Genomic DNA, 22,580 nt, shown 5'->3' with positions numbered 1-22,580 from the left:
TCGGACTCTTTCGTTTGACCTTCGTCAACTGCGACGGTCATGGGGGCGGTGTTATGCTACGGGCCCTTTGCCGCCGGCACGCCAGACGTGCCGTGTAGTTTTGCCCGATTCAAGGTGATGCCATGACTACCCGCACCGAAGCCGTTAAAGCCTACTTGCTCGACCTGCAAGACCGTATTTGTGCTGCGCTGGAAACCGAGGACGGTGGGGCACGTTTCGCCGAAGACGCCTGGACCCGTCCTGCGGGCGGTGGCGGCCGCACCCGAGTGATCGCCGATGGCCAGGTCATCGAGAAAGGCGGGGTGAATTTTTCCCACGTCTTCGGTGCCGGCCTGCCGCCTTCGGCCAGTGCCCACCGGCCGGAACTGGCCGGGCGCGGCTTCGAGGCGCTGGGGGTGTCGCTGGTGATTCACCCGCATAACCCCCACGTGCCAACCTCCCACGCCAACGTACGCTTCTTCATCGCCGAGAAGGAAGGTGAAGAGCCGGTCTGGTGGTTCGGCGGCGGCTTCGACCTGACGCCCTACTACGGCAACGAGGAAGACTGCGTGCACTGGCATCGCGTCGCCGAGCAGGCCTGTGCGCCATTCGGGGCGGATGTCTATCCGCGCTACAAGGCCTGGTGCGACAGCTACTTCCACATCAAGCATCGCAACGAGCCTCGCGGCATTGGCGGCCTGTTCTTCGACGATCTGAATGAATGGGACTTCGACACCTGCTTCGCCTTCATGCGGGCGATCGGCGATGCCTATATCGACGCCTACCTGCCGATCGTGCAGCGGCGCAAGGCCCAGGCCTGGACCGAACAGCAGCGCGAATTCCAGGAATTCCGTCGTGGCCGCTACGTGGAGTTCAACCTGGTGTACGACCGTGGCACCCTGTTCGGCCTGCAATCGGGCGGGCGCACCGAGTCGATCCTGATGTCGCTGCCACCCCAGGTGCGCTGGGGCTACGACTGGAAGGCCGAGCCGGGCAGCGCAGAGGCGCGCCTGACCGAGTACTTCCTGCAGGATCGCGATTGGCTGGCGGTGTAGGGGCAAGGCCTCTGTCGCTGGAATCCGTGCCCTACTGATCTGACCGCTGGCTCGCCAGCCACCACAGGACCCTGTTTGATGGATCGTTACGTTGTCTTCGGCAATCCCATTGGCCACAGCAAGTCGCCGCTGATTCACCGCCTGTTCGCCGAGCAGACCGGTCAGCAACTGGACTACAGCACGTTGCTGGCGCCGCTCGATGATTTTTCCGGCTGCGCTCGGGCGTTTTTCCAGGAAGGCCGTGGCGCCAACGTCACCGTGCCCTTCAAGGAAGAGGCGTTCCGCCTGGCCGACAGCCTGACCGACCGGGCACTACGGGCCGGGGCGGTGAACACCCTGAGCAAGCTGGCCGATGGTAGCCTGCTGGCTGACAACACCGACGGTGCCGGGCTGGTGCGGGATCTCGAGGTCAACGCCGGCTTCAGCCTGCAAGGCAAGCGCATCCTGCTGCTGGGCGCAGGTGGCGCGGTACGCGGAGCTCTGGAACCATTGCTGGCGCAGCAGCCGGCATCGGTGGTGATCGCCAACCGCACCGTCGAGAAGGCCGAATTGCTCGCCGAGCTGTTCGCCGATCTGGGCCCGGTGGCCGCCAGTGGTTTCGACTGGCTGCGTGAACCGGTGGACCTGATCATCAATGCCACCTCGGCCAGCCTCTCTGGCGATGTGCCGCCGATTGCGCCGAGCCTGGTCGAGCCCGGCAAGACGGTCTGCTACGACATGATGTACAGCAAGGAGCCGACTGCGTTCTGCCGCTGGGCCAGCGAACAGTCCGCGGCAGCGGCGCTGGACGGCCTGGGCATGCTCGCCGAACAGGCGGCGGAAGCTTTCGAGCTGTGGCGCGGTGTACGTCCGGATACGGCACCGGTACTGGCGGAGTTGCGGCGCCTGCTGGCGCTCTGAATGTGGCCGACCTGTGGCGAGCGGGCTCGCTGTAACGCTCAATCCTCGAAACGGATCGGGCACTTATCCACACCCTCGAGCTTCACCAGTTCCTCGACCACCTGCGCCCGTGCCTTGCGCAACGTCAGGCTGCAGCCCTCGCGGGCCAGCCGGCGTGCTTCCTGGTGCAGCATCTCCACCCCGGAATAGTCGATGAAGTTGATCTGCTGTGCCTCGATCACCACCCGCGGCCCTTTCAGCCGTTGCAGGCGCACCTGCAGGTAATGGCTGGCGCCAAAGAAGATCGAGCCGCCAACCCGCAGCACCTCCTCATCGCCATCGCGCCACTGCTGTACCCGTGGCTGCGAGGTGCGCTTGAGGTAGAAGAATAGCGACGCCAGTACCCCGGCGTAGATCGCCGTCTGCAACTCCAGCAGCAGGGTCGCCACGCAGGTCAGCGCCATCACCGCGAACTCGGCATGGCTGACCCGCAGCAGCGCGCGAATACCACGATGGTCCACCAACCCCCAACTGATCAGCAGGATGCTGCCAGCCATGGCCGGAATCGGGATATGGGCGATCAGCGCCGAGCCGCACACGGCGAACAGCGCCACCCACAACGCCGAGAACACTCCGGCCAGCGGCGAACAGGCCCCGGCCTCGTAGCTGAGGGCGGCACGGGTGAACGAGCCGGCGGAGAGGTAGCCGGAAAACAGGCTGCCGAAAATATTCGACAGGCCCTGGGCGCGGACTTCCTGGTTGGCGTCGAGCAATTGCTGGGAACGGGCCGATAACGAACGGGCAATCGACAGGCTCGTCACCAGCCCGAGCATGCCCACGGCGACGGCGCTGGGCAGCAGTCGCAGCACGGCTTCCAGGTCCAGCGGCAACGGACTGAACGGCGGCAGGCGTCCGACGAAGCCCTTGACCAGTTGCACATGGCCGAACATCCCCGGCCACAGCCACACCAGCAGGCTGGCCAGTACCAGGGTGATCAGCAGGGTCGGCCAGCGCGGCAGCAGCGACTTCAGCACCAGGCCGACCACCAGCGTGCCGAGTCCCAGGGCCAGCGAGGGGCGGTCGATGTCGCCGATATGCTGGATGAGCGCCAGCAGGCTGTTGAGTGCGGTGGCCTGGTTCGGTACGTCGATGCCCAGCAGGTTGGGCAATTGGCCGAGGGCGATGACCACGGCGGCGCCCAGGGTGAAACCGAGCACCACCGAATGCGAGACGAAGTTGACCAGGGCGCCGAAACGCAACATGCCCAGTAGCCACTGGAAGATCCCGGCGATGAAGGTCAGCAACAGGATCAGGGTGATGTAGTCCTGGCTGCCGGGGACGGCCAGGGGGCTGACGCTGGCGAACAGGACGATGGAGATCGCCGCCGTCGGCCCGCAGATCAGGTGCCACGACGAGCCCCACAGGCAGGCGATCAGCACTGGCACGATCGCCGCGTAGAGGCCGTATTCCGGCGGCAGGCCGGCGATCAGGGCGTAGGCCACCGATTGTGGCAGCGCGAGGATGGCGCCGCTGAGGCCGACGATCAGATCACGGCTGACGCTGGCGCGGGTCTGCCGGGGCAGCCAGCTGAGAAATGGCAGGAATGCGTGGCGGTGGGTCCGGCCCATAGATCTCTCGGTTGGGTGAGTCGCAATTGGCGGCAGTGTGCCAGGAGCTCTGGCACTGTCCCTTGTAGGAGCCGGCTTGCTGGCGATTGCAGTTTTTCAGCCGACATCGTTGTTGGCTGATACACCGCTATCGCCAGCAAGCCGGCTCCTACGAAGAACGCGTAAGTGAAGCTCAGAGCTTGGCCTTCACCGCCGCCAGCCCGTCCTGGCCATTCGCGGTCTTCACCCCGTCCAGCCACTTGTCCAGCACCGCCGGGTTGGCCTTGATCCAGGCTTTGGCCGCCTCGGCGTTGCTCAGCTTCTTGTTGGCCACTTCGGCCATGATGCTGTTTTCCATGTCCAGGGTGAAGCTCAGGTTGGAAAACAGCTTGCCGACATTCGGACAGGCCTGTGCATAACCCTTGCGGGTCACGGTGTAGACGCTGCCGCTGTCACCGAAATATTTCTCGCCGCCCTTGAGGTAGTGCATCTTGATCTGCACGTTCATCGGGTGCGGGGTCCAGCCGAGGAACACCACGAACTTCTGTTTCTTGATCGAGCGGCCGACCTCGGCCAGCATCGCCTGTTCGCTGGATTCCACCAGCTTCCACTGGCCCAGGTCGAACTCGTTGTTCTTGATGATCTGCGCCAGCGAGGCGTTGGCCGGTGCGCCGGAGCCGATGCCGTAGAGCTTCTTGTCGAACTTGTCGGCGAATGTGTGCAGGTCGGCGAAGTCATGCACCCCGGCGTCCCACACATAGTCCGGTACCGCCAGGGTGAATTCGGTGCCTTCGAGGTTCTTCGCCAACTGCGTGACGTCGCCGCTGGCGATGAACTTGTCATGGAAACCCTGTTGCGCCGGCATCCAGTTGCCGAGGAACACGTCGACCTGGCCGTCCTTGAGACCGCCGTAGGTGATCGGCACCGCCAGGGTGTCGACCTTGGCCTTGTAGCCCAGGCCGTCGAGCAGCAGGCCGGCGATGGCGTTGGTCGCGGCGATATCGCTCCAGCCCGGATCGGCCATCTTCACCGTGTCACAACTCTGGTCGGCATGGGCACCCAGGCTGCCGATGGTCAGCAGCCCGGCGCAGAGCATTGTGGATAACTTCTTCATGGCTTCCCCTTCTGTTCGTTATTGGTTTTGGCAGGGTTGTGGATAACGGGCCTTGCGCTCCAGATCGTCGAGGTCGATATGGTTGCGCATGTATTGCTGACTGGCGTCTACCATCGGCTGGTGGTCCCAGCTCTTCAGCGTTCCACGGGTCAGTGCGTCGGCGACGAAGCGCCGGCGTCGCTGGCTGGCGAGCACCTGTTGGTGGATCGCCGGGATATTCCATTTCGCCCGGGCTTCGGCCAGGAAGTCGTTGAACAGTTGCTGGTGGTCCGGTGACTGGCTGAGTTCTTCCTCTTCGCGTGGGTCATTGTGGATATCGTAAAGCAGGCATGGATCGTTTTCGCTGTAGATGAACTTGTAGGCGCCGCGGCGGATCATCATCAACGGGCTGATGGTGCCTTCGGCCATGTACTCGCCGAACACCTCGTCATGCCCGCCCTCGCCCGTCAGGTGCGGCACCAGCGAACGGCCGTCCAGCGGCAGGTCGGCCTGCAGGCTGCCGCCGGCCAGTTCGACCAGGGTCGGCAGCAGGTCGGCGGTGGACACGGCGGCACTGACTCGCTTGGCGGCGAACTGTCCCGGTGCGCTGATCAGCAGCGGTACCCGGGCCGACATCTCGAACCAGTGCATCTTGTACCAGAGCCCGCGCTCGCCAAGCATATCGCCGTGGTCACCGGAGAACACGATGAGGGTGTCTTCGGCCAGGCCGACGTCTTCCAGGGTCTGCAGCAGCTTGCCGACGTTGCTGTCGATGTAGCTGCAGGCACCGAAGTAGGCGCGGCGGGCGTCGCGGATCTTATCCACAGGCAACGGCTTGTCCCACAGGTCGTAGACCTTGAGCAGACGCTGCGAGTGCGGGTCGAGGCTGTCCTGGGCCGGCGTGTGCGGCAGCGGGATGTCCTCGTCGCGGTACAGGTTCCAGAACGCCTTGGGAATGGTGTACGGGTCGTGGGGATGGGTCATCGACACGGTCAGGCAGAACGGCCGGTCGCCGTCTTCGCGCACATGGTCGAACAGGTATTGCTGGGCCTTGAACACCACCTCTTCATCGAAGTCCAGTTGGTTGGTGCGCACGCAAGGACCGGCCTGCAGCACCGAGGACATGTTGTGGTACCAGCTGGGGCGCACGTCCGGCTCGTCCCAGTTCACCGCCCAGCCGTAGTCTGCCGGGTAGATGTCGCTGGTCAGGCGTTCCTCGTAGCCATGGAGCTGGTCGGGGCCGCAGAAATGCATCTTGCCCGACAGCGCGGTGCGGTAGCCCAGGCGACGCAGGTAGTGGGCGTAGGTGGGCACGTCGGCAGGGAAGTCGGCGGCGTTGTCGTAGGCGCCGATCTTGCTCGGCAACTGGCCGCTGACCAGGGTGAAGCGTGAAGGCGCGCACAGCGGGCTGTTGCAGTAGGCGGCGTCGAACAGCACGCCCTCGGCGGCCAGCCGGCCCAGGTTCGGCAGCTTGATCGGCGACGGGCCATAGAGGGGCAACAGCGGGGCGGCCATCTGGTCGGCCATGATGAAGAGAATGTTCTTGCGCTTCATGGTATCGCGGCGTTCCATAGTCGATTGTTATGCGATAGTGCTGCAATCGAGCATGTCGCCAGTGCCTGTTGACGGTAAAGCCCATGGCAGACAATGACTAGGATAAGTACAGCTTATGTTTGATGCACTGGGTGACCTGTCTCTCGACCTGCTGCGGGTGTTTGAAGCGGCGGCCCGTCATCGCAGCTTCACCGCCGCGGCGGTGGAACTGGGTACCACCCAGCCGGCGATCAGCCAACAGATCAAGCGCCTGGAGGAACAGCTGGCGACGCGGCTGTTCGATCGCATCTACCGTGGCATCGAACTGACCGAGGCCGGCTCGCTGTTGTTCGAACAGGTCCAGGCGGGTCTGGAAAGCATCGACAGTGGCCTGAGCGCGGTGACGGCCCACAGCCGGCATGAGGTTCTGCAGGTCGCCACCGATTTCGCCTTTGCCGCGTATTGGCTGATGCCGCGGTTGCATCGTTTTCACGCGGCCAACCCGCAGGTCGACGTCAGCCTGGTGACCAGCGAGCGTAGCCACAACATGCTGCGCACCGACATCGACGTCGCCGTGCTGTTCGGCCAGGGCCGCTTCAAGCAGGGCGAAAGCCACTGGCTGTTCAGCGAGGAGGTGTTCCCGGTGTGTAGCCCGCAACTGCTGCAGGGGCGTGAGCGGCCACTGACCACCGACCTGCTGCTGGAGTATCCGCTGCTGCACCTCAAGGGCGAGAGCAGCAGCCACTGGTTCGACTGGGCCGGGGTATTCCGCGAACTGGGCCTGAGCGCCGCGCCGGCGCCGGGCCAATTGCGTTTCGACAACTACACCCTGCTGATCCAGGCCGCGATCGGCGGCCAGGGCGTCGCCATTGGTTGGCGGCACCTTGTGGATAACCTGCTGGAGCAGGGCTTGTTGTGCCGGCCGATCAACCAGACGGTACTGTCGACCTTCGGTTACTACGTGGTATTGCCGCCGCGCAAACGGCGCGGGGTGCTGATCCAGCGCTTCTTCGACTGGCTGATGGCCGAACAGGCCAATAGCGCGCAATCGCTGGTAGGACTGGGCTTGCCGTCGATTGCGGTGTAGCGTTGGGTCTTTACCCTGGGGCAATGGAAGAGAGCGGTATGCAACGTATCAAGGGCTATCACGCCCATGTCTATTTCGATGCCTCGACCCTCGATCAGGCACGCGAACTCTGTGAGCTGGCGGCGGCGACGTTTCCGTTGCAGATGGGGCGCATGCATCAGCGCCCGGTCGGGCCGCACCCGGACTGGAGCTGCCAGTTGGCCTTCGACGCCCAGTATGTCGGTGTCGTGTTGCCATGGCTGGCCCTCCATCGCAAGGGATTGGTGGTGTTCCTGCATCCGCTGACCGGCGATGACCTGGCGGATCATCGCGATCATGCGATCTGGATGGGGGCGATTCGCCCGCTGGACCTGTCGATTTTCTAGGTGTTCGGTCCCGCAAGGTCGATCAGTACAGCACGTTGCTCAGCACTTCATAGACGATCCCGGTGCCGATCGCGACCAGCGCGACATCGCCACCGACCCGCCGCCATTCGTAGCCGTGGTAGGCCGGCAGGCGTGCTACGGCGCGTGGGTCCAGGCGCTCGCCGTAGTAGCCGTGGGGCAATGGCTGGCCACGGACGATGCGGATGCCAGGCGGTGGTGGTGCACCACGGGTGAAGTGTTCGCGGTCGTCATGGATGATCTGGCGAACCGGGCCGAAATCCTGTGGCGGGCGACGCCAGTTCGGTTCACCCGGTCCGCGGTCCGGGCCCCTGCCCTGGTCCTGGTGATCGTAGCCGCCGCGATCGTGGTCCTGACCGCGTCCGTCGTATTGCGGCGCCGCTTGCAGCAGCGAACTGACACCCAGCATCAGTACACCCAGGCCGGTGACCAGGCGTTTGGACATTTTCATCGTGGCGTTCCTCATACAGCCAATACAGCAAAAAGGAGGTTTGAAGACGCGGCTTCGAACCTCCTGGGTCTTGCTACTTAGTCTGTTTGAAGAGGTATAGATTCCTTTGTATCAGGAACTTTACCCTTGGCCGGATTCAGTCCCTGGACGTCGAACTCCTTACCTGCCGCAGGTGAATGTGCGTCTTGCCATCGTCCGCCACTTTCACCGACTCCGGAACGTACCTGCTGCCGTGCCTGAATACCTTGTAGTGGGTGCCGCCGGTTTCTGCCTCACTTGGCGCTCCCTCGATAATGAAGACGACATTGGTATCCTTCCTGGCTGAAGGGGCGGGTTCTACCGGCATGAATTTGTCGATAAGAACGGAGCCTTTGTCTTTTAGCCGGTTGTTGTACAGATTGATTTCTTTTTTGGATAAACACGTTTCGTAACGGTAGGTGCTTGTCGATTTCGATGTCCGGTCTGCAAAGCCGTCATTCAACAGCCGTATGATATCGTTGCGGCAGACATTTTTTAATATCTCTGGAAGTTTAGGCTTTTTGTCTGTTTCCCTGTTCAGGTAGTCGACGGTGCCCGGTTCGATAAAAAGATCGAAAGCAGCTTTGGTCATCTCCTGTTTAATAGCCACACGCTCCTGGTATTTTTGTTCCTTGACGTATTTTTTGTTTAAAACCTCTTCATGCTTGTGCATCGAGACTTCGTTCCTGTCCAATGCCTTGTGTTGTATGCTGACGTTAGATATTTCTTCAAGTAATTCGAGGGACGTTCTTTTTTCGACGCCGTCGACTCTTGCGCCGACGTATTCGTTAAGCTGGCTTATTTTGGCGGACGCTTGGTTATATCCACCATCATATTTTGAAGGGGCGACGGTGAGTTCGGTATTGAAAATTCGGTCACATTTTTCTGCCCAGTATATTTTTACTCCCTTTCGTGGGGTTATATATATCTGATCATTTTTTTGACGAACAAAAGGGCGTACGTTTTCGCTCAATTTCCAAGGTGATGTATATTTTCGGTAGGATTTGCAGCGTGGCCTGGCATCGGCTGTCGCACTCTTCAGTTCGCTGGCGATCGCTCGGTGTTCAACGATGCGCTTCTCCTGCGCTAGGAAAATTCCCTCACGATTTTTGACATGCTCCAGTCCTTTAACCAGTTTGCTGATCTTGTCCTGGCAGTTCTTGAGGTCCTGAGGGGCGCTCAATATATCTTGAATATTACGTTTTCCGATATTGAATGGCATATTCAATCCTGTTTGCGGAAATTGAAAGGCAGGTTGGAAAAGATCATGACCACCGATAATGATCTTTTCCCTGTTGTTTTGAGATACCTGCGCTTTATCGCTTAGCGGGCTGGCCCGTTGAGTCGGATGGATTCTGCTTTTCCCAGAATTCTTTCAGGGTTTTAACGTGACCCTCGGTTATTTCCTTCGGGTTACTTGAAGGATCGCTATGGGTTCTCATCAGATTGTTCTGGGCAGCTCCTTTTCGTGGTACCGGAACGGGTTTGGAATCGGGATTGGCGGCCGAGACGCTGCGTTGGACGCGTGGCAATAGCGGTACGCTATGGTCATCAGTCGTTTTTTGCTCGACAGGTTTATGATTAATTGTCCTTTTTAGCGGTGTTGGTTTCACTTGCCTGTCGGGGTTGCCTGCCGTATCGGAGCGTGGCGGTGTGTTTTGTTCTTCAAGGTTTTCAGGAGAGTTTGAAGTATAGGTTTTGTATAGTTCGGCAAGGTCAAACTCTTCGTTGCCGCTTTCAAGATGATTTGAAATTATCGAGTGTAGATGATTTTCGAATTTATTGTTTGGGTCGCGCTCGGGCCATACGCTCAGTTCATCGCCGGTACTGTCGTCTTGATCGTGTAGGGCAGTCGTAGCCTCGATCATTTCGTTGGACGAATTTAAACTTAAATCATTCATCGGGTATTGTTCAGTGGATAGGTGTTCTTCTTGCTTTTCGATGCTGCTCTGAAGAAATTCCAACTGCAGCTTTTGAAAACTAAGTTTTTTATCTATTTCAGAAATGACATTTTTTTTGTTTGTCACTTTTCCAAATTCTAGATCGAGCCCATGAATTTCTTTTTCGAATTTTGCGGCTCCGGCATCACGTAAGCCGAGTACTTCGCCTATTTTGAACGTCTTGCTGAAATAAAGACCTTTTGCTTCGGAGTAACGAAGAATACCTTTAGTTGTTTGATTACTTACGTTATCGATTTTTTCCTTTAGGCTTAGTAGTTTATTGTTGACTTCTTGCGCGTTGCTCTGGTTAGCCCGGAGTTGAGATATGACGAGGTTGATTCTGTCTGTACTCGATGTTTCTTTTTTTATGATTTCGGGAGCATTTACTTTCGTGTTGGCTCCTGTCTTGTCAGGGGGGTTGGTGACAGTTTTGACTTGCTGGCTGGCGTTGGAGGTTTTTCCGGGTTGCTCGCCCTGGAAGAGGCCAAGAGAAATACCTGGAAAATTTAAAACGGGGGCAAAGAGAGGCATTATGAGGCCCATTCTTGAAATCGAAAGACCCAGTACGTCGGTACTGGCGCGATCCGCAGTTATAAACGGCGGTACGCACGTTAAATGGTTGGCGCTAAAACGTAGGCACACTTCCAATAAACGCCCATTGTTGGCGAATCGGTGAGCCCCTCTGAAAACCGGGTAGGGAAAGGATTATTGCGCCCATGAAAAAGGGCTTCAGCACTGTAGTGTTGAAGCCCTTCGGGTACTGCTGGTGATTTGATGGATCAGTTGCGCGCCGCGCGCACTCCTTCCGCCAGCACCGCGCACAGGCTCAGCACACCGTCGATGGCTTGCGCATCGCTTTCGGCCTTGGCGACCTGGTCGATCAGCGCCGAGCCTACCACCACGCCATCCGCCAGGCGGGCGATGGCGGCAGCCTGTTCCGGTGTGCGAATGCCGAAGCCGATGCTGATCGGCAGGTCGGTGTGGCGCCGCAGGCGGGTCACCGCTTCCTCGACGTGTTCCAGGGTGGCCGAACCGGCCCCGGTCACGCCCGCCACCGACACGTAGTAGACGAAGCCGGAGCTGTCATTGAGTACGGTCGGCAGGCGCGCATCGTCGGTGGTCGGCGTGGTCAGGCGGATGAAGTCCAGGCCGGCGGCCTGGGCCGGGTCGCACAGTTCGTTGTTATGTTCCGGCGGCAGGTCGACCACGATCAGGCCGTCGACACCGGCCGCCTGGGCGTCGGCGATGAAGCGCGAGACGCCGTAGTAGTGAATCGGGTTGAAGTAACCCATCAGCACCAGCGGCGTATCGTTGTTGTCGGCGCGGAACTCGCGAACCATCTGCAGGGTTTTCGCCAGGTTCTGCTTGGCGGCCAGCGCGCGGATGTTGGCCAGCTGGATCGCCGGGCCATCGGCCATCGGATCGGTGAAGGGCATGCCCAACTCGATCACGTCGGCACCGGCCTTGGGCAGGCCCTTGAGGATCGCCAGGGACGTGTCATAGCCCGGATCGCCCGCCGTGACGAAGGTCACCAGGGCAGCGCGGTTCTGTTGTTTCAGCTCGGCAAAGCGGGCTTGCAGGCGGCTCATCAGTGTTTCTCCTGCTGGGACTGTTGCATGTGGTGCATGACGGTTTGCATGTCCTTGTCGCCACGACCGGACAGGTTGACCACCATCAGGTGGTCCTTGGGCAGGGTGGGTGCGCGCTTGAAGACTTCGGCCAAGGCATGGGAGCTCTCCAGGGCCGGAATGATGCCTTCGAGGCGGCAGCACTGGTGGAACGCCGTCAGGGCTTCGTCATCGGTGATCGAGGTGTACTGGACACGGCCGATGTCGTGCAACCAGGCGTGTTCCGGGCCGATGCCGGGGTAGTCCAGCCCGGCGGAGATCGAGTGGGCGTCGATGATCTGGCCGTCGTCGTCCTGCAGCAGGAAGGTCCGGTTGCCGTGCAGCACGCCCGGTACGCCGCCGTTCAGGCTGGCGGCGTGCTTGCCGGTCTCGATGCCGTGGCCGGCGGCCTCGACGCCGATGATCTCGACGCTGGTGTCATCGAGGAACGGGTGGAACAGGCCCATGGCATTGGAACCGCCACCGATGCATGCCACCAGGCTGTCGGGCAGGCGCCCTTCCTGGGCCTGCAGCTGGTCGCGGGTTTCCTTGCCGATCACGGCCTGGAAGTCACGGACCATCGCCGGATACGGATGCGGGCCGGCGACGGTGCCGATCAGGTAGAAGGTGCTGTCGACGTTGGTCACCCAGTCGCGCAGCGCTTCGTTCATGGCGTCCTTGAGGGTGCCGGTACCGGCGACCACCGGGATCACCTCGGCGCCCAGCAGCTTCATGCGGAACACGTTGGCCTGCTGGCGCTCGATGTCGGTGGTGCCCATGTAGATCACGCATTGCAGGCCGAAACGCGCGGCCACGGTGGCGGTGGCCACGCCGTGCATGCCGGCGCCGGTCTCGGCGATGATGCGTTTCTTGCCCATGCGCCGCGCCAGCAGGATCTGGCCGATGCAGTTGTTGATCTTGTGCGCGCCGGTGTGGTTCAGCTCTTCGCGCTTGAGATAGATCTTCGCGCCGCCGCAGTGTTCGGTCAGGCGTTCGGCAAAGTACAGCGGGCTCGGACGGCCGACGTAGTCGCGCTGGAAGTAGGCCAGTTCCTCGATGAACGCCGGGTCGGCCTTGGCCGCCTCGTATTCGCGGTTCAGGTCGAGGATCAGTGGCATCAGGGTTTCAGCCACATAGCGGCCGCCGAATGCGCCGAACAGGCCATTGGCATCGGGGCCGCTGCGCAGGGTGGACTGGGTCATGGGAGGCTCCAGGTGGGTGATGGAATGAGCAATGGCTTCACTCTAACCATGACAGGCACGGATGAAAACCGATAAGATCGCCATGACCTGTCAGGAAAACTCACAGATATCATGAGCCGCGACCTGCCCCCCCTCAACGCCTTGCGCGCCTTCGAGGCCACCGCCCGCTTGAACAGCGTCAGCCAGGCGGCGGAACAGCTGCACGTGACCCACGGAGCGGTCAGCCGGCAGTTGAAGGTGCTGGAAGAGCATCTGGGGCTGAGCCTGTTCGTCAAGGATGGGCGCGGCCTTAAACTCACAGATGCCGGCATGCGCCTGCGCGATGCCAGCGCCGAGGCGTTCGAGCGCTTGCGCACGGTCTGTGCCGAGCTGACCCGGGATACGGCGGATGCGCCATTCGTGCTCGGTTGTTCCGGCAGCCTGCTGGCGCGCTGGTTCATCCCGCGGCTGGGGCGGTTGAATACCGACTTGCCGGACCTGCGCCTGCATTTGTCCGCTGGTGAAGGCGATCTCGACCCGCGCAAACCGGGACTGGATGCCCTGCTACTGTTCGCCGAGCCGCCCTGGCCGGCGGACATGCAGGTGCATGAGCTGGCCTGCGAGCGCATCGGGCCGGTGATGAGTCCGCATTTTTCCCGCTACGAAGTGCTGCGAAAGGCACCAGCCCAAAGGCTGGTGGGCGAGCCGCTGTTGCACACCAGCTCACGCCCCCAGGCGTGGCCAAGCTGGGCGCAGAGTAATGGCATCGAGGCGGCTGAATTGAAATATGGGCAGGGCTTCGAGCATCTGTACTACCTGCTGGAAGCGGCAGTGGCCGGGCTCGGCGTGGCGATTGCGCCACAGGCGCTGGTGGCGGATGACTTGCGCGCCGGTCGGCTGGTCGCACCGTGGGGCTTCAACGAAACCCCCGGACGACTGGCCCTGTGGTTGCCGGGGCGCGCCGTGGACGGTCGCGCCCTGCAACTGGCGCAGTGGCTCAAGGCCGAGCTGGACAACGGCGCCTGACTACACGGCCCGTACGCTGCATGCCGCTATGGTACAAGCCGCAGCCCTTGTGGGAGCTGGGGCTCGCCGGCGGAGGGGTCAGCCCAACCTCAATCCCCGCGTTTGCACAGCAGGTAGGCGGCCAGCAATCCCAGCGCACCTACCGCCACACCCGCCGTGGTCCAAGGATGTTCCTGGGCGTAGTCGCGGGTGGCGATCCCGGTCTCGCGGGTCTTGACCTTCACTTCCTCGTAGGCGTCGCTGAGCAGATGACGCGATTGTTTCAGGGCGCTTTCGGCGCTGCTGCGCAGTGCCTTGAGGGTCTTGCGCGATTCGTCCGAAGCGTCGTCCTTCAGGTTTTCCAAGGACTTGAGCAGGCTTTCGATCTCCGCTTCCATGCTTTGCAATGCAGCCTTACGCAACGATGAACTGGCCATGTTGGCTCTCCTCTCAGTGATGGATGGTGCATGTGAAGTCCGACTGCACGCGTTGGCGAAAGTGCAGAAAATCTGCTGTCCAATGTGCTGGAGCAGATCCCGGCACCCCGAATATTCGCTGCTAGGCTGTCCGTGAAGACCCCTCAAGACCAAGGAGAGCACCATGACTGATCATCACACCTACAAGAAAATCGAACTGGTAGGTTCGTCGCCCAACAGCATCGAGGAAGCCATCAACAATGCCCTGGCCGAGGCCGGCAAGAGTCTCAAGCATCTGGAGTGGTTTGAGGTGGTCGATACCCGTGGCCATATTCGCGACAACAAGGCCGCGCATTTCCAGGTAACCCTCAAGGTGGGTTTCAAGATCGCCAATAGCTGAGTAAATGCCGGACTTGTGAACTGCCGCACTGGCCGACTGCCATATAGCTTGCTATATAGAAGGCTCTATCAAGCGCGTCGGCCAGAAGCCGGCGCACTTTTTTTATCCGACCAGGGAATGTACCGATGAAGAAGTTGATGTTGGCGCTGGGTTTGCTGAGTATCGCGGGTACGGCCCTTGCGGCAGGCAAGCCATGTGAGGAGTTGGAACGGGAGATCAAGGACAAGCTCGAGTCCAAGGGCGTGCACGGCTATTCGTTGCAGATCCTCGACCGGGCGACCGGCGAGAAAGGTGCAGACGGCAAGGTAGTCGCTACCTGTGAAGCCGGTACCAAGGTCATCACCTACAAGCGCAAGTAAGCGCCCGTGGGATCAGAGCCGGCGCATTGCGCCGGCTTTTTTGTCGGCGTCGATCAGGTTTCAGCCCTTCATCACCTGTGACAGCAACGCGTAGGAGTGCAGCCGATCGGCGTGTTCGTACAGGTCGCAGGTGAAGATCAGCTCATCGGCCTGGGTCTGTTCGATCAGCACTTCCAGCTTGGCGCGGATCTTCTGCGGGCTGCCGACCATCGCCAGGCCGAGGAAGCTGGCCACCGCTTCCTTTTCGTGGGGCAGCCACAGGCCGTCCATGCTCTGCACCGGAGGCCGCTGCATCAGGCTCTGGCCACGCATCAGGGCGAGGATGCGCTGGTAGACCGAGGTCGCCAGGTAGTCGGCCTGCTCGTCGGTGTCGGCGGCCACCAGCGGTACGCCGAGCATCACGTAGGGCTTGTCGAGCACGTCGGAAGGCTTGAAGTGGTTGCGATAGACGCGAATCGCTTCATGCATGTAGCGCGGCGCGAAGTGCGAGGCGAAGGCGTAGGGCAAGCCGCGCTCACCGGCCAGTTGGGCACTGAACAGGCTTGAGCCGAGCAGCCAGACCGGTACCTGGGTGCCGGTGCCCGGTACGGCAATCACCCGTTGGTCGGGGGTTCGCGGGCCGAGGTACTTCACCAGTTCGGCGACGTCTTCCGGGAAATCGTCCGAGCTGCCCGAACGCTCGCGCCGCAGGGCGTGGGCGGTCATCTGGTCGGAGCCGGGCGCGCGGCCCAGGCCCAGGTCGATCCGACCGGGATAGAGACTTTCCAGGGTGCCGAACTGTTCGGCGATCACCAGCGGGGCATGGTTGGGCAGCATCACGCCGCCGGAACCGACCCGGATGCTCGACGTGCCGCCGGCCAGGTAGGCCAGCAGCACCGAGGTGGCCGAGCTGGCGATGCCGTCCATGTTGTGGTGCTCGGCGACCCAGAAGCGGGTGTAGCCGCACTTTTCCACATGCCGGGCCAGATCCAGCGAGTTGCGCAGCGATTGCGCCGGGCCGCCGTCCTGGCGCACGGGCACCAGGTCGAGGGTGGAGAATTTGACGTCGGACAGTTGCTTCATGAGCCTGCTACTCCTTTTGGGGGGACAGGCTTGCGATACGCGGCGAAGGACCTGTCGATGTTCTGGCAATATGGGCATATACCCGAGTTTCAAGGGCAGTCTGAATTTTTAGCCTTCAGAAATCAAAGACAACTCCTACAAGATGAACTTTGAGAGGCCGACTATTCTCAAAAATTTCGTCAGGCGCGAACCCGCGTCGGCTAATTTGGAGGCTGTCATGAGCATCAAGAAGAAAGCATCGGCCCACTGGGAAGGCGACCTGAAAACCGGCATCGGTTCCATTTCCACCGAAACCGGCGTGCTGCGCGAGGCGCCGTACGGCTTCACCGCGCGTTTCGAGGGTGGCCGCGGCACCAACCCCGAAGAACTGATCGGCGCGGCCCACGCCGGCTGCTTTTCCATGGCCTTTTCGATGATTCTCGGCGAAGCCGGACTCAAGGCCGACAGCATCGACACCAACGCCGAGGTCACGCTGGACCAGGTGGATGGCGGCTTTGCCATTACCGCGGTGCACCTGATCCTCAAGGCGAAGATCCCGGGTGCCAGCCAGCAGCAGTTCGACGAACTGAGCAAAAAGGCCAAGGAGGGATGCCCGGTGTCCAAGGTGCTGAACGCGAAGATCAGCCTGGAGGCGACGTTGCTGGGTTGATCGCATGGGACCCGCTTCAGGTGGTGAGGCGGGTCAGAACTTGATTCTCTCGTTTGTGGTCGAATCAGTATGTGGCAACTGATTGCGTACGCCCTTGCGACGCGTTGCCGCCAGAAGGAGTCTGATCATGAAACGCATTGCCCTGGGAATTTTCTGTTGTGCGCTGGCAGCGCAGGCCTTGGCGGCCCCTAAGGACTGCCAGGAGTTGAAGAATGAAATCGAGGTGAAGATCCAGGCCAACGCCGTGCCCTCCTACACCCTGGAGATCGTCTCCAAGGAGGAAGCCGAGAAGCACGACGTCGCCATGGTGGTCGGCTCCTGCGAAAACGGCACCAAGGCGATCATCTACCAGAAGAACGACACCTGAGGCCGGGCCTAGGGGATGCAGATCACCCGCTCGTCCGAGGCGATCTGCACGCCTTTGTCGTCATACAGCCGGGCACTGGCCTGGAAGCCGAGGGCGACGCCTTCAAGGTGATAACGCCGCCCGGCCTCGAAGTTCGGATAGGCCACGCTGAGGTAGCAGATCCGCTGCAGAGGGTCGGTATTCATTGCCATGCCACCGATATACACGTCGTAGTCGAAGCGCACGGTCAGTTCATGTGCCCCCGGTGTCACCTGGAAGTAGCGCCCGTCATCGAGGCGTTGCTTGTCCAGGGTTTCGGCCATGACCAGGGTGCCGGTGCGGGTACCCATGTCGATCCAGGCCATGTTCGGGTCGACCGCTGGCAGTGGCCCGGCACAGCCGCCCAGGCTGGCGAGGGCAAGGAAGCAGATAAGCTTGCGCATGTTGGAGTTCGCTCGATGATGTAGGCCCAGCATACCTGTGAACGGCAGCCTGGAGCGCTTGCGTGGAGAATCATTCATGGAACATTGTTGCCTGCGCGCGATAGGCTTGCGGCAAATCTCGACTGGATGATCCGCATGCCGCACCGGCCGCTCGTTCCCGTTCTACGCCTCGGACTGGCGGGCCTGCTGCTGCTTGTGGGCGGCTGCAGCAGCCTGGACTACTACAGCCAGCTGGCCAGCGGGCAACTGGGGTTGTTGCGCGCCCGCGAACCCGTGGCCGAGGTGATTGCCGACCCGGGTCGCCCCCAGGTGCTGCGCGAGCACTTGGTCCAGTCCCAGTTGGCGCGGGATTTCGCCAGTGAACACCTGCATCTGCCGGACAACCGCAGCTATCGGCTGTATGCCGACATCAAGCGACCCTATGTGGTGTGGAACGTCTTCGCTACCCCAGAGTTTTCCCTGGCGCCGCAAAGCCATTGCTTCCCCATCGCCGGCTGCGTCGCCTATCGCGGCTACTACAGTCAGGGCGCGGCCCGTGGCGAAGCTGCGGTGCAGCGCCAGCAGGGCCTGGATGTGTATATCGGCGGGGTCGAGGCCTATTCGACCCTGGGCTGGTTCGATGATCCGATCCTCAGCTCGATGATGAACTGGGGTGACGAGCGCCTGGCCACGTTGATCTTCCATGAACTGGCGCACCAGCGCTTCTATGTGAAGGACGACACCGAGTTCAACGAGTCCTACGCCAACTTCGTCGAGCAGGAAGGCACCCGCCAATGGCGCGCGGCACGGGGCCTGCCGGCGAGCAAGGGTAATGAAACGCTGCAAAAGGACCAGTTCATCGAACTGGTGCTGGAAACCCGCAAACGCTTGCAGGCGTTATATGCGTTGCCACTGTCGGTCGAGCAGATGCGCGCGCGCAAGGCCGCTGAATTCGAGCGCCTGCGCCAGGAGTACCGGCGGTTGCAGGCGACGCAGTGGGCGGGTGACAAGCGCTATGACGGCTGGATCAACACGCCGCTGAACAACGCCAAGCTGCTGCCGTTCGGGCTGTATGACCAGTGGGTGCCGGCGTTTGCCACGCTGTTTCGGCAGGTCAACGGCGATTGGCCGGCGTTTTTCCAGGCGGTCGAGAAGCTGGGCGGTTTGCCGGTGGTCGAGCGCAAGGTGGCATTGCAGAAGTTGATGGATGGCCGCTAGCACGCTCGATTGAGATGAGCGGGCATGTGTGGCGAGCGGGCTTGTCGGGATGCCGCACCGCCGCGCTGGGGCGCGAGGCGCCCCCAAAACCTGGCAACCAAGGCTTGTCTGCCACTCCGAGTGCCCTGGATTCAGGGCCGCTCCGCAGCCCGGCGCGGGCAAGCCCGCTCGCCACAGGACCCTGCAAGGGCCAGGGTTCCGTGGCGTTACAGGAACGCCCGATGCAACTCGTCCAGCGTCTGGAAGTGATACTCCGGCTGCTCGGCATTCAGTTCCTCGAAACTGCCAAATCCGTAGCCCACTGCCGCTGCCGCCAAACCATTGCGGCGCGCACCGATCAGGTCGTGCTTGCGGTCGCCGATCATCAGCGTATTGCCCGGCTCCAGGCCTTCCTCGGCGACCAGGTGGGCGATCAGTTCGACCTTGTCGGTCCGTGTACCGTCCAGTTCGCTGCCATAGATCACCTTGAAGTGCCGGGCAAAGTCGAAGTGCCGGGCAATCTCGCGGGCGAACACCCAGGGCTTGGAAGTGGCGATATACAACGTGCGCCCTTGCCCACCAAGGCTTTCCAACAGCGGCACGACGCCATCGAACACGCGGTTTTCATAGAGACCGGTGACCTTGAAGCGCTCGCGGTAGAAATTCACCGCCTCCCAGGCCTTGGCTTCGTCGAAGCCATAGAACTGCATGAACGCCTGCAGCAACGGTGGGCCGATGAAGTGTTCCAGCTTGCCCAGGTCGGGCTCGTCGATGCCCAGCTTGGCCAAGGCGAACTGGATCGAGCGGGTGATGCCCTCGCGCGGGTCGGTCAGGGTGCCGTCGAGGTCGAACAGAATCGTCTGGTAATGCATGAAATGTCCCAGTTCGTACAAAGAATGATCAGTCGGCGCGGTCGTAACCTTCGGCGATGTGTTGGTCCTTGAGCTTCACGTAGTTCGAAGCGCTGTAGGTGAAGAACGCCTTTTCCTTGTCCGTCAGCGGTCGTACCTGCTTCACCGGACTGCCGACGTAGAGAAAGCCGCTGGCCAACTGCTTGCCCGGCGGTACCAGGCTGCCGGCGCCGACGATCACCTCGTCCTCGATCACCGCGCCATCCATGACGATGCTGCCCATGCCGATCAGGATCCGGCTGCCGACGCTGCAGCCGTGCAGCATGACCTTGTGGGCAATAGTCACGTCATCGCCGATCAGCAACGGGAAGCCATCGGGGTTGAAAGGCCCGGCGTGGGTGATGTGCAACACGCAGCCGTCCTGCACGCTGGTGCGCGCGCCGATGCGGATGCGGTGCATGTCGCCACGGATCACGGTCAACGGCCAGATCGAACTGTCGTCGCCGATCTCGACATCGCCGATCACCACCGCCGACGAGTCGACAAAAGCCCTGGAACCCAGAGACGGCGTGTGGTTCTGGTAGGTGCGAAGGGTCACGATAGGCACTCTCTCTGTTGCTGATAGCTGCGGTGGGGATTGATTGTAATTAAGATGGCCCCATCTTTGTTCCTACATGTTTTTTCAGCCAAGGTGTCCACCGTGAGCGCGAACAACCCTCTTCTGCAGTCCTACGACCTGCCGCCGTTCTCGGCGATCCGTGCCGAGCACGTGCAACCGGCCATCGAGCAGATCCTCGCCGACAACCGCAAGGCCATCGAAGGCATCCTGCAAAGCCAGGGGAAAAATCCGAGCTGGGCCGGCCTGGTGCTGGCCATGGACGAACTCAACGATCGCCTGGGCGCCGCCTGGAGCCCGGTCAGCCACCTCAACGCGGTGTGCAACAGCCAGGAACTGCGCGAGGCCTATGAGGCCTGCCTGCCGGCACTGAGCGCCTACTCCACCGAGCTGGGCCAGAACCGTGAACTGTTCCAGGCCTTCGAAGCCCTGGCCAACAGCCCCGAGGCCGCCGGCTTCGACGTGGCGCAGAAAACCATCCTCGAACACTCGCTGCGTGATTTCCGCCTGTCGGGTATCGACCTGCCCGAGGCCGAGCAGAAGCGTTATGCCGAAGTGCAGAGCAAGCTGTCGGAGCTGGGTAGCCGCTTCTCCAACCAATTGCTCGACGCCACCCAGGCCTGGACCAGGCACGTCACCGACGAAGCCGCCCTCGCCGGCCTGAGCGCCTCGGCCAAGGCGCAGATGGCAGCCGCGGCCCAGGCCAAGGGGCTGGAAGGCTGGCTGATTACCCTGGAATTCCCCAGCTACTACGCGGTGATGACCTACGCCGAAGACCGCGCCTTGCGCGAAGAGGTCTACGCGGCCTACTGCACCCGTGCCTCGGACCAGGGCCCGAATGCCGGCCAGTTCGACAACGGCCCGGTGATGGCCCAGATTCTCGACCTGCGCCAGGAACTGGCCAGGCTGCTGGGCTTTGCCAGCTTCTCCGAGCTGAGCCTGGCGACCAAGATGGCCGACTCCAGCGACCAGGTACTGACCTTCCTGCGCGACCTGGCCAAGCGCAGCAAGCCGTTCGCCGCCCAGGACCTGCAACAGCTCAAGGCCTATGCCGCCGAACAGGGCTGCGCCGAACTGCAGAGCTGGGACAGCGGCTTCTACGGGGAAAAGCTGCGTGAGCAGCGCTACAGCGTCTCCCAGGAAGCCCTGCGCGCCTACTTCCCGATCGACAAGGTGCTGACTGGCCTGTTCTCGATCGTGCAAAAGCTGTACGGCATCGAGATCGCCGAGCAGACCGGTTTCGACACCTGGCACCCGGATGTCCGCCTGTTCGAAATCAAGGAAAACGGCCAGCACGTCGGCCGCTTCTTCTTCGACCTGTATGCCCGCGCCAACAAGCGTGGCGGCGCCTGGATGGACGGCGCGCGCGATCGCCGACGTACTGCCGATGGTGTGCTGCAGAGCCCGGTGGCCAACCTGGTGTGCAACTTCGCCCCGGCCGACAGCGGCAAGCCGGCGCTGCTGACCCACGACGAAGTGACCACCCTGTTCCACGAATTCGGCCACGGTCTGCATCATTTGCTGACCCGCGTCGAGCATGCCGGCGTCTCCGGCATCAACGGCGTGGCCTGGGATGCGGTAGAGCTGCCAAGCCAGTTCATGGAGAACTGGTGCTGGGAGCCGGAAGGCCTGGCGCTGATTTCCGGTCATTACGAAAGCGGCGAACCGCTGCCCCAGGACCTGCTGGAGAAAATGCTCGCGGCGAAGAACTTCCAGTCCGGCCTGATGATGGTGCGCCAACTGGAGTTCTCGTTGTTCGACTTCGAACTGCACGCCACCCATGGTGACGGCCGTAGCGTCGCGCAGGTACTCGAAAGCGTGCGCAACGAGGTCTCGGTGATGCGTCCGCCGGCCTACAACCGCTTCCCCAACAGCTTCGCGCACATCTTCGCCGGTGGCTACGCGGCCGGCTACTACAGTTACAAGTGGGCTGAAGTGCTGTCGGCGGACGCCTTCTCGCGCTTCGAGGAAGAAGGCGTGCTCAATGCCCAGACCGGTCGCGCGTTCCGCGAAGCGATCCTGGCCCGCGGCGGTTCCCAGGCGCCGATGGTGCTGTTCGTCGATTTCCGTGGCCGCGAGCCGTCGATTGACGCACTGTTGCGCCATAGCGGCCTGAGCGAGGACGCGGCGGCATGAGTGAGGTGGCTGTGACCAAGACCAAGAAGCGCTTCATCGCCGGGGCGGTCTGCCCGGCGTGCAGCGAGCAGGACAAGTTGATGATGTGGAGCGAGGACGACGTGCCGCACCGCGAATGCGTGGCCTGCGGTTATGCCGACACGCTCAATGCGCAAGGCCTGTCGGTGCCCAGGGAACTGAGCACGCGGGTTAACGCGCCGGTGGCGAAGGTCGCCGACAAGAGCGTGCAGACGGTGCAGTTTTTCCCCAATCCGAAGCTGAAAAAGCCGAGTGAGTAAGCGGCACCGCGCGGCTGCCTCAGCCGCGCC

25 protein-coding genes are annotated in these 22,580 nt (G+C 61.7%); 12 read left to right on the top strand and 13 right to left on the bottom strand.

The features are described from left to right. Positions 1–122 precede the first annotated feature (122 nt). Together hemF and aroE are read left to right on the top strand one after the other, a co-directional pair. Positions 123–1,034, top strand: coding sequence for an oxygen-dependent coproporphyrinogen oxidase (gene hemF, locus AC6I6U_RS03385; RefSeq protein ID WP_497880655.1), 912 nt, complete (start codon positions 123–125; stop codon positions 1,032–1,034). Between the two features lie 78 nt (positions 1,035–1,112). Next, positions 1,113–1,934 (top strand): shikimate dehydrogenase, encoded by an 822-nt coding sequence (gene aroE / locus AC6I6U_RS03380; RefSeq protein ID WP_497880654.1) that lies wholly within the window; start codon positions 1,113–1,115, stop codon positions 1,932–1,934. A 38-nt stretch (positions 1,935–1,972) separates the two neighbouring features. Here aroE and AC6I6U_RS03375 read toward each other — a convergent pair whose 3' ends face one another. The 3 genes from AC6I6U_RS03375 to betC form a co-directional block, all read right to left on the bottom strand. Next, positions 1,973–3,541 (bottom strand): SulP family inorganic anion transporter, encoded by a 1,569-nt coding sequence (locus AC6I6U_RS03375; protein WP_497880653.1) that lies wholly within the window; start codon positions 3,539–3,541, stop codon positions 1,973–1,975. Positions 3,542–3,713: 172 nt separating this feature from the next. Next, on the bottom strand, positions 3,714–4,634 hold the full coding sequence (gene choX / locus AC6I6U_RS03370; RefSeq protein ID WP_497880652.1) for a choline ABC transporter substrate-binding protein: 921 nt from the start codon (positions 4,632–4,634) through the stop codon (positions 3,714–3,716). Between the two features lie 18 nt (positions 4,635–4,652). Further along, positions 4,653–6,167 carry a choline-sulfatase gene (gene betC / locus AC6I6U_RS03365; RefSeq protein WP_497880651.1) on the bottom strand — a complete coding sequence of 505 codons (1,515 nt, stop codon included), beginning with the start codon at positions 6,165–6,167 and terminating at the stop codon, positions 4,653–4,655. A 115-nt stretch (positions 6,168–6,282) separates the two neighbouring features. Between betC and AC6I6U_RS03360 the strand changes: the two genes are divergently transcribed. Beyond that, the gene (locus AC6I6U_RS03360; protein WP_497880650.1) at positions 6,283–7,233 is read left to right on the top strand and encodes a choline sulfate utilization transcriptional regulator; all 951 of its coding nucleotides are present in this window, start codon (positions 6,283–6,285) and stop codon (positions 7,231–7,233) included. 38 nt (positions 7,234–7,271) lie between these two features. Beyond that, a complete protein-coding gene (locus tag AC6I6U_RS03355; RefSeq protein WP_497880649.1) occupies positions 7,272–7,598 on the top strand; it encodes a DOPA 4,5-dioxygenase family protein in 327 nt (108 codons plus the stop codon). Between the two features lie 22 nt (positions 7,599–7,620). Here AC6I6U_RS03355 and AC6I6U_RS03350 read toward each other — a convergent pair whose 3' ends face one another. The 5 genes from AC6I6U_RS03350 to trpB all read right to left on the bottom strand — a co-directional run bounded on the left by AC6I6U_RS03350 (position 7,621) and on the right by trpB (position 12,834). Beyond that, on the bottom strand, positions 7,621–8,067 hold the full coding sequence (locus tag AC6I6U_RS03350) for an anti-virulence regulator CigR family protein (protein WP_497880648.1): 447 nt from the start codon (positions 8,065–8,067) through the stop codon (positions 7,621–7,623). Positions 8,068–8,203: 136 nt separating this feature from the next. Beyond that, complete coding sequence (locus AC6I6U_RS03345; RefSeq protein ID WP_497880647.1) at positions 8,204–9,307, bottom strand: hypothetical protein; 1,104 nt, start codon at positions 9,305–9,307, stop codon at positions 8,204–8,206. Between the two features lie 94 nt (positions 9,308–9,401). Continuing rightward, the gene (locus AC6I6U_RS03340) at positions 9,402–10,556 is read right to left on the bottom strand and encodes a hypothetical protein (RefSeq protein WP_497880646.1); all 1,155 of its coding nucleotides are present in this window, start codon (positions 10,554–10,556) and stop codon (positions 9,402–9,404) included. A gap of 248 nt (positions 10,557–10,804) precedes the next feature. After that, positions 10,805–11,614 carry a tryptophan synthase subunit alpha gene (trpA, locus tag AC6I6U_RS03335; protein ID WP_497880645.1) on the bottom strand — a complete coding sequence of 270 codons (810 nt, stop codon included), beginning with the start codon at positions 11,612–11,614 and terminating at the stop codon, positions 10,805–10,807. Further along, positions 11,614–12,834: a tryptophan synthase subunit beta gene (trpB, locus tag AC6I6U_RS03330; protein WP_497880644.1), complete on the bottom strand. Its 1,221-nt coding sequence runs from the start codon at positions 12,832–12,834 to the stop codon at positions 11,614–11,616. The genes trpA and trpB overlap by 1 nt, the downstream gene beginning before the upstream one ends. Positions 12,835–12,945: 111 nt before the next feature. Between trpB and AC6I6U_RS03325 the strand changes: the two genes are divergently transcribed. Continuing rightward, a complete protein-coding gene (locus AC6I6U_RS03325; protein ID WP_497880643.1) occupies positions 12,946–13,839 on the top strand; it encodes a LysR family transcriptional regulator in 894 nt (297 codons plus the stop codon). 89 nt (positions 13,840–13,928) lie between these two features. On the opposite strand, the gene AC6I6U_RS03320 is transcribed toward AC6I6U_RS03325, so the two are convergent. Continuing rightward, positions 13,929–14,255 carry an ElaB/YgaM/YqjD family protein gene (locus tag AC6I6U_RS03320; protein WP_497880642.1) on the bottom strand — a complete coding sequence of 109 codons (327 nt, stop codon included), beginning with the start codon at positions 14,253–14,255 and terminating at the stop codon, positions 13,929–13,931. A gap of 163 nt (positions 14,256–14,418) precedes the next feature. On the opposite strand from AC6I6U_RS03320, the gene AC6I6U_RS03315 reads away from it, so the two are divergent. Together AC6I6U_RS03315 and AC6I6U_RS03310 are read left to right on the top strand one after the other, a co-directional pair. Beyond that, entirely contained in the window at positions 14,419–14,634 is a 216-nt protein-coding gene (locus tag AC6I6U_RS03315) for a dodecin (protein ID WP_010447520.1), read from the top strand. Positions 14,635–14,759: 125 nt separating this feature from the next. Then, positions 14,760–14,993 (top strand): DUF1161 domain-containing protein, encoded by a 234-nt coding sequence (locus AC6I6U_RS03310; protein ID WP_497880641.1) that lies wholly within the window; start codon positions 14,760–14,762, stop codon positions 14,991–14,993. 60 nt (positions 14,994–15,053) lie between these two features. On the opposite strand, the gene AC6I6U_RS03305 is transcribed toward AC6I6U_RS03310, so the two are convergent. Then, positions 15,054–16,055 (bottom strand): LLM class flavin-dependent oxidoreductase, encoded by a 1,002-nt coding sequence (locus tag AC6I6U_RS03305; protein ID WP_497880640.1) that lies wholly within the window; start codon positions 16,053–16,055, stop codon positions 15,054–15,056. A gap of 217 nt (positions 16,056–16,272) precedes the next feature. Here AC6I6U_RS03305 and AC6I6U_RS03300 point away from each other — a divergent pair, with 217 nt between their 5' ends. Both AC6I6U_RS03300 and AC6I6U_RS03295 read left to right on the top strand, forming a co-directional pair. Beyond that, on the top strand, positions 16,273–16,704 hold the full coding sequence (locus tag AC6I6U_RS03300) for an OsmC family protein (RefSeq protein ID WP_497880639.1): 432 nt from the start codon (positions 16,273–16,275) through the stop codon (positions 16,702–16,704). A 127-nt stretch (positions 16,705–16,831) separates the two neighbouring features. Continuing rightward, positions 16,832–17,071 carry a DUF1161 domain-containing protein gene (locus tag AC6I6U_RS03295; RefSeq protein ID WP_497880638.1) on the top strand — a complete coding sequence of 80 codons (240 nt, stop codon included), beginning with the start codon at positions 16,832–16,834 and terminating at the stop codon, positions 17,069–17,071. A gap of 8 nt (positions 17,072–17,079) precedes the next feature. On the opposite strand, the gene AC6I6U_RS03290 is transcribed toward AC6I6U_RS03295, so the two are convergent. After that, complete coding sequence (locus AC6I6U_RS03290; protein WP_497880637.1) at positions 17,080–17,493, bottom strand: PA0061/PA0062 family lipoprotein; 414 nt, start codon at positions 17,491–17,493, stop codon at positions 17,080–17,082. Positions 17,494–17,628: 135 nt separating this feature from the next. On the opposite strand from AC6I6U_RS03290, the gene AC6I6U_RS03285 reads away from it, so the two are divergent. Further along, positions 17,629–18,690, top strand: a complete 1,062-nt coding sequence (locus AC6I6U_RS03285; RefSeq protein ID WP_497880636.1) for an aminopeptidase — start codon at positions 17,629–17,631, stop codon at positions 18,688–18,690. Positions 18,691–18,896: 206 nt separating this feature from the next. Here AC6I6U_RS03285 and AC6I6U_RS03280 read toward each other — a convergent pair whose 3' ends face one another. Further along, positions 18,897–19,541, bottom strand: coding sequence for an HAD family hydrolase (locus AC6I6U_RS03280; protein ID WP_497880635.1), 645 nt, complete (start codon positions 19,539–19,541; stop codon positions 18,897–18,899). Between the two features lie 28 nt (positions 19,542–19,569). After that, positions 19,570–20,118, bottom strand: a complete 549-nt coding sequence (locus AC6I6U_RS03275) for a gamma carbonic anhydrase family protein (RefSeq protein WP_497880634.1) — start codon at positions 20,116–20,118, stop codon at positions 19,570–19,572. Between the two features lie 102 nt (positions 20,119–20,220). Between AC6I6U_RS03275 and prlC the strand changes: the two genes are divergently transcribed. Beyond that, a complete protein-coding gene (gene prlC, locus AC6I6U_RS03270; RefSeq protein ID WP_497880633.1) occupies positions 20,221–22,272 on the top strand; it encodes an oligopeptidase A in 2,052 nt (683 codons plus the stop codon). After that, the gene (locus AC6I6U_RS03265) at positions 22,269–22,550 is read left to right on the top strand and encodes a YheV family putative zinc ribbon protein (protein WP_497880632.1); all 282 of its coding nucleotides are present in this window, start codon (positions 22,269–22,271) and stop codon (positions 22,548–22,550) included. The genes prlC and AC6I6U_RS03265 overlap by 4 nt, the downstream gene beginning before the upstream one ends. The last annotated feature ends 30 nt before the right edge of the window (positions 22,551–22,580 follow it).

This window comes from Pseudomonas sp. UTLPPB19802 (assembly GCF_059730225.1).
Note: the sequence above shows the minus strand (reverse complement) of the source record. Positions and strands in the feature narration are given on the sequence as shown.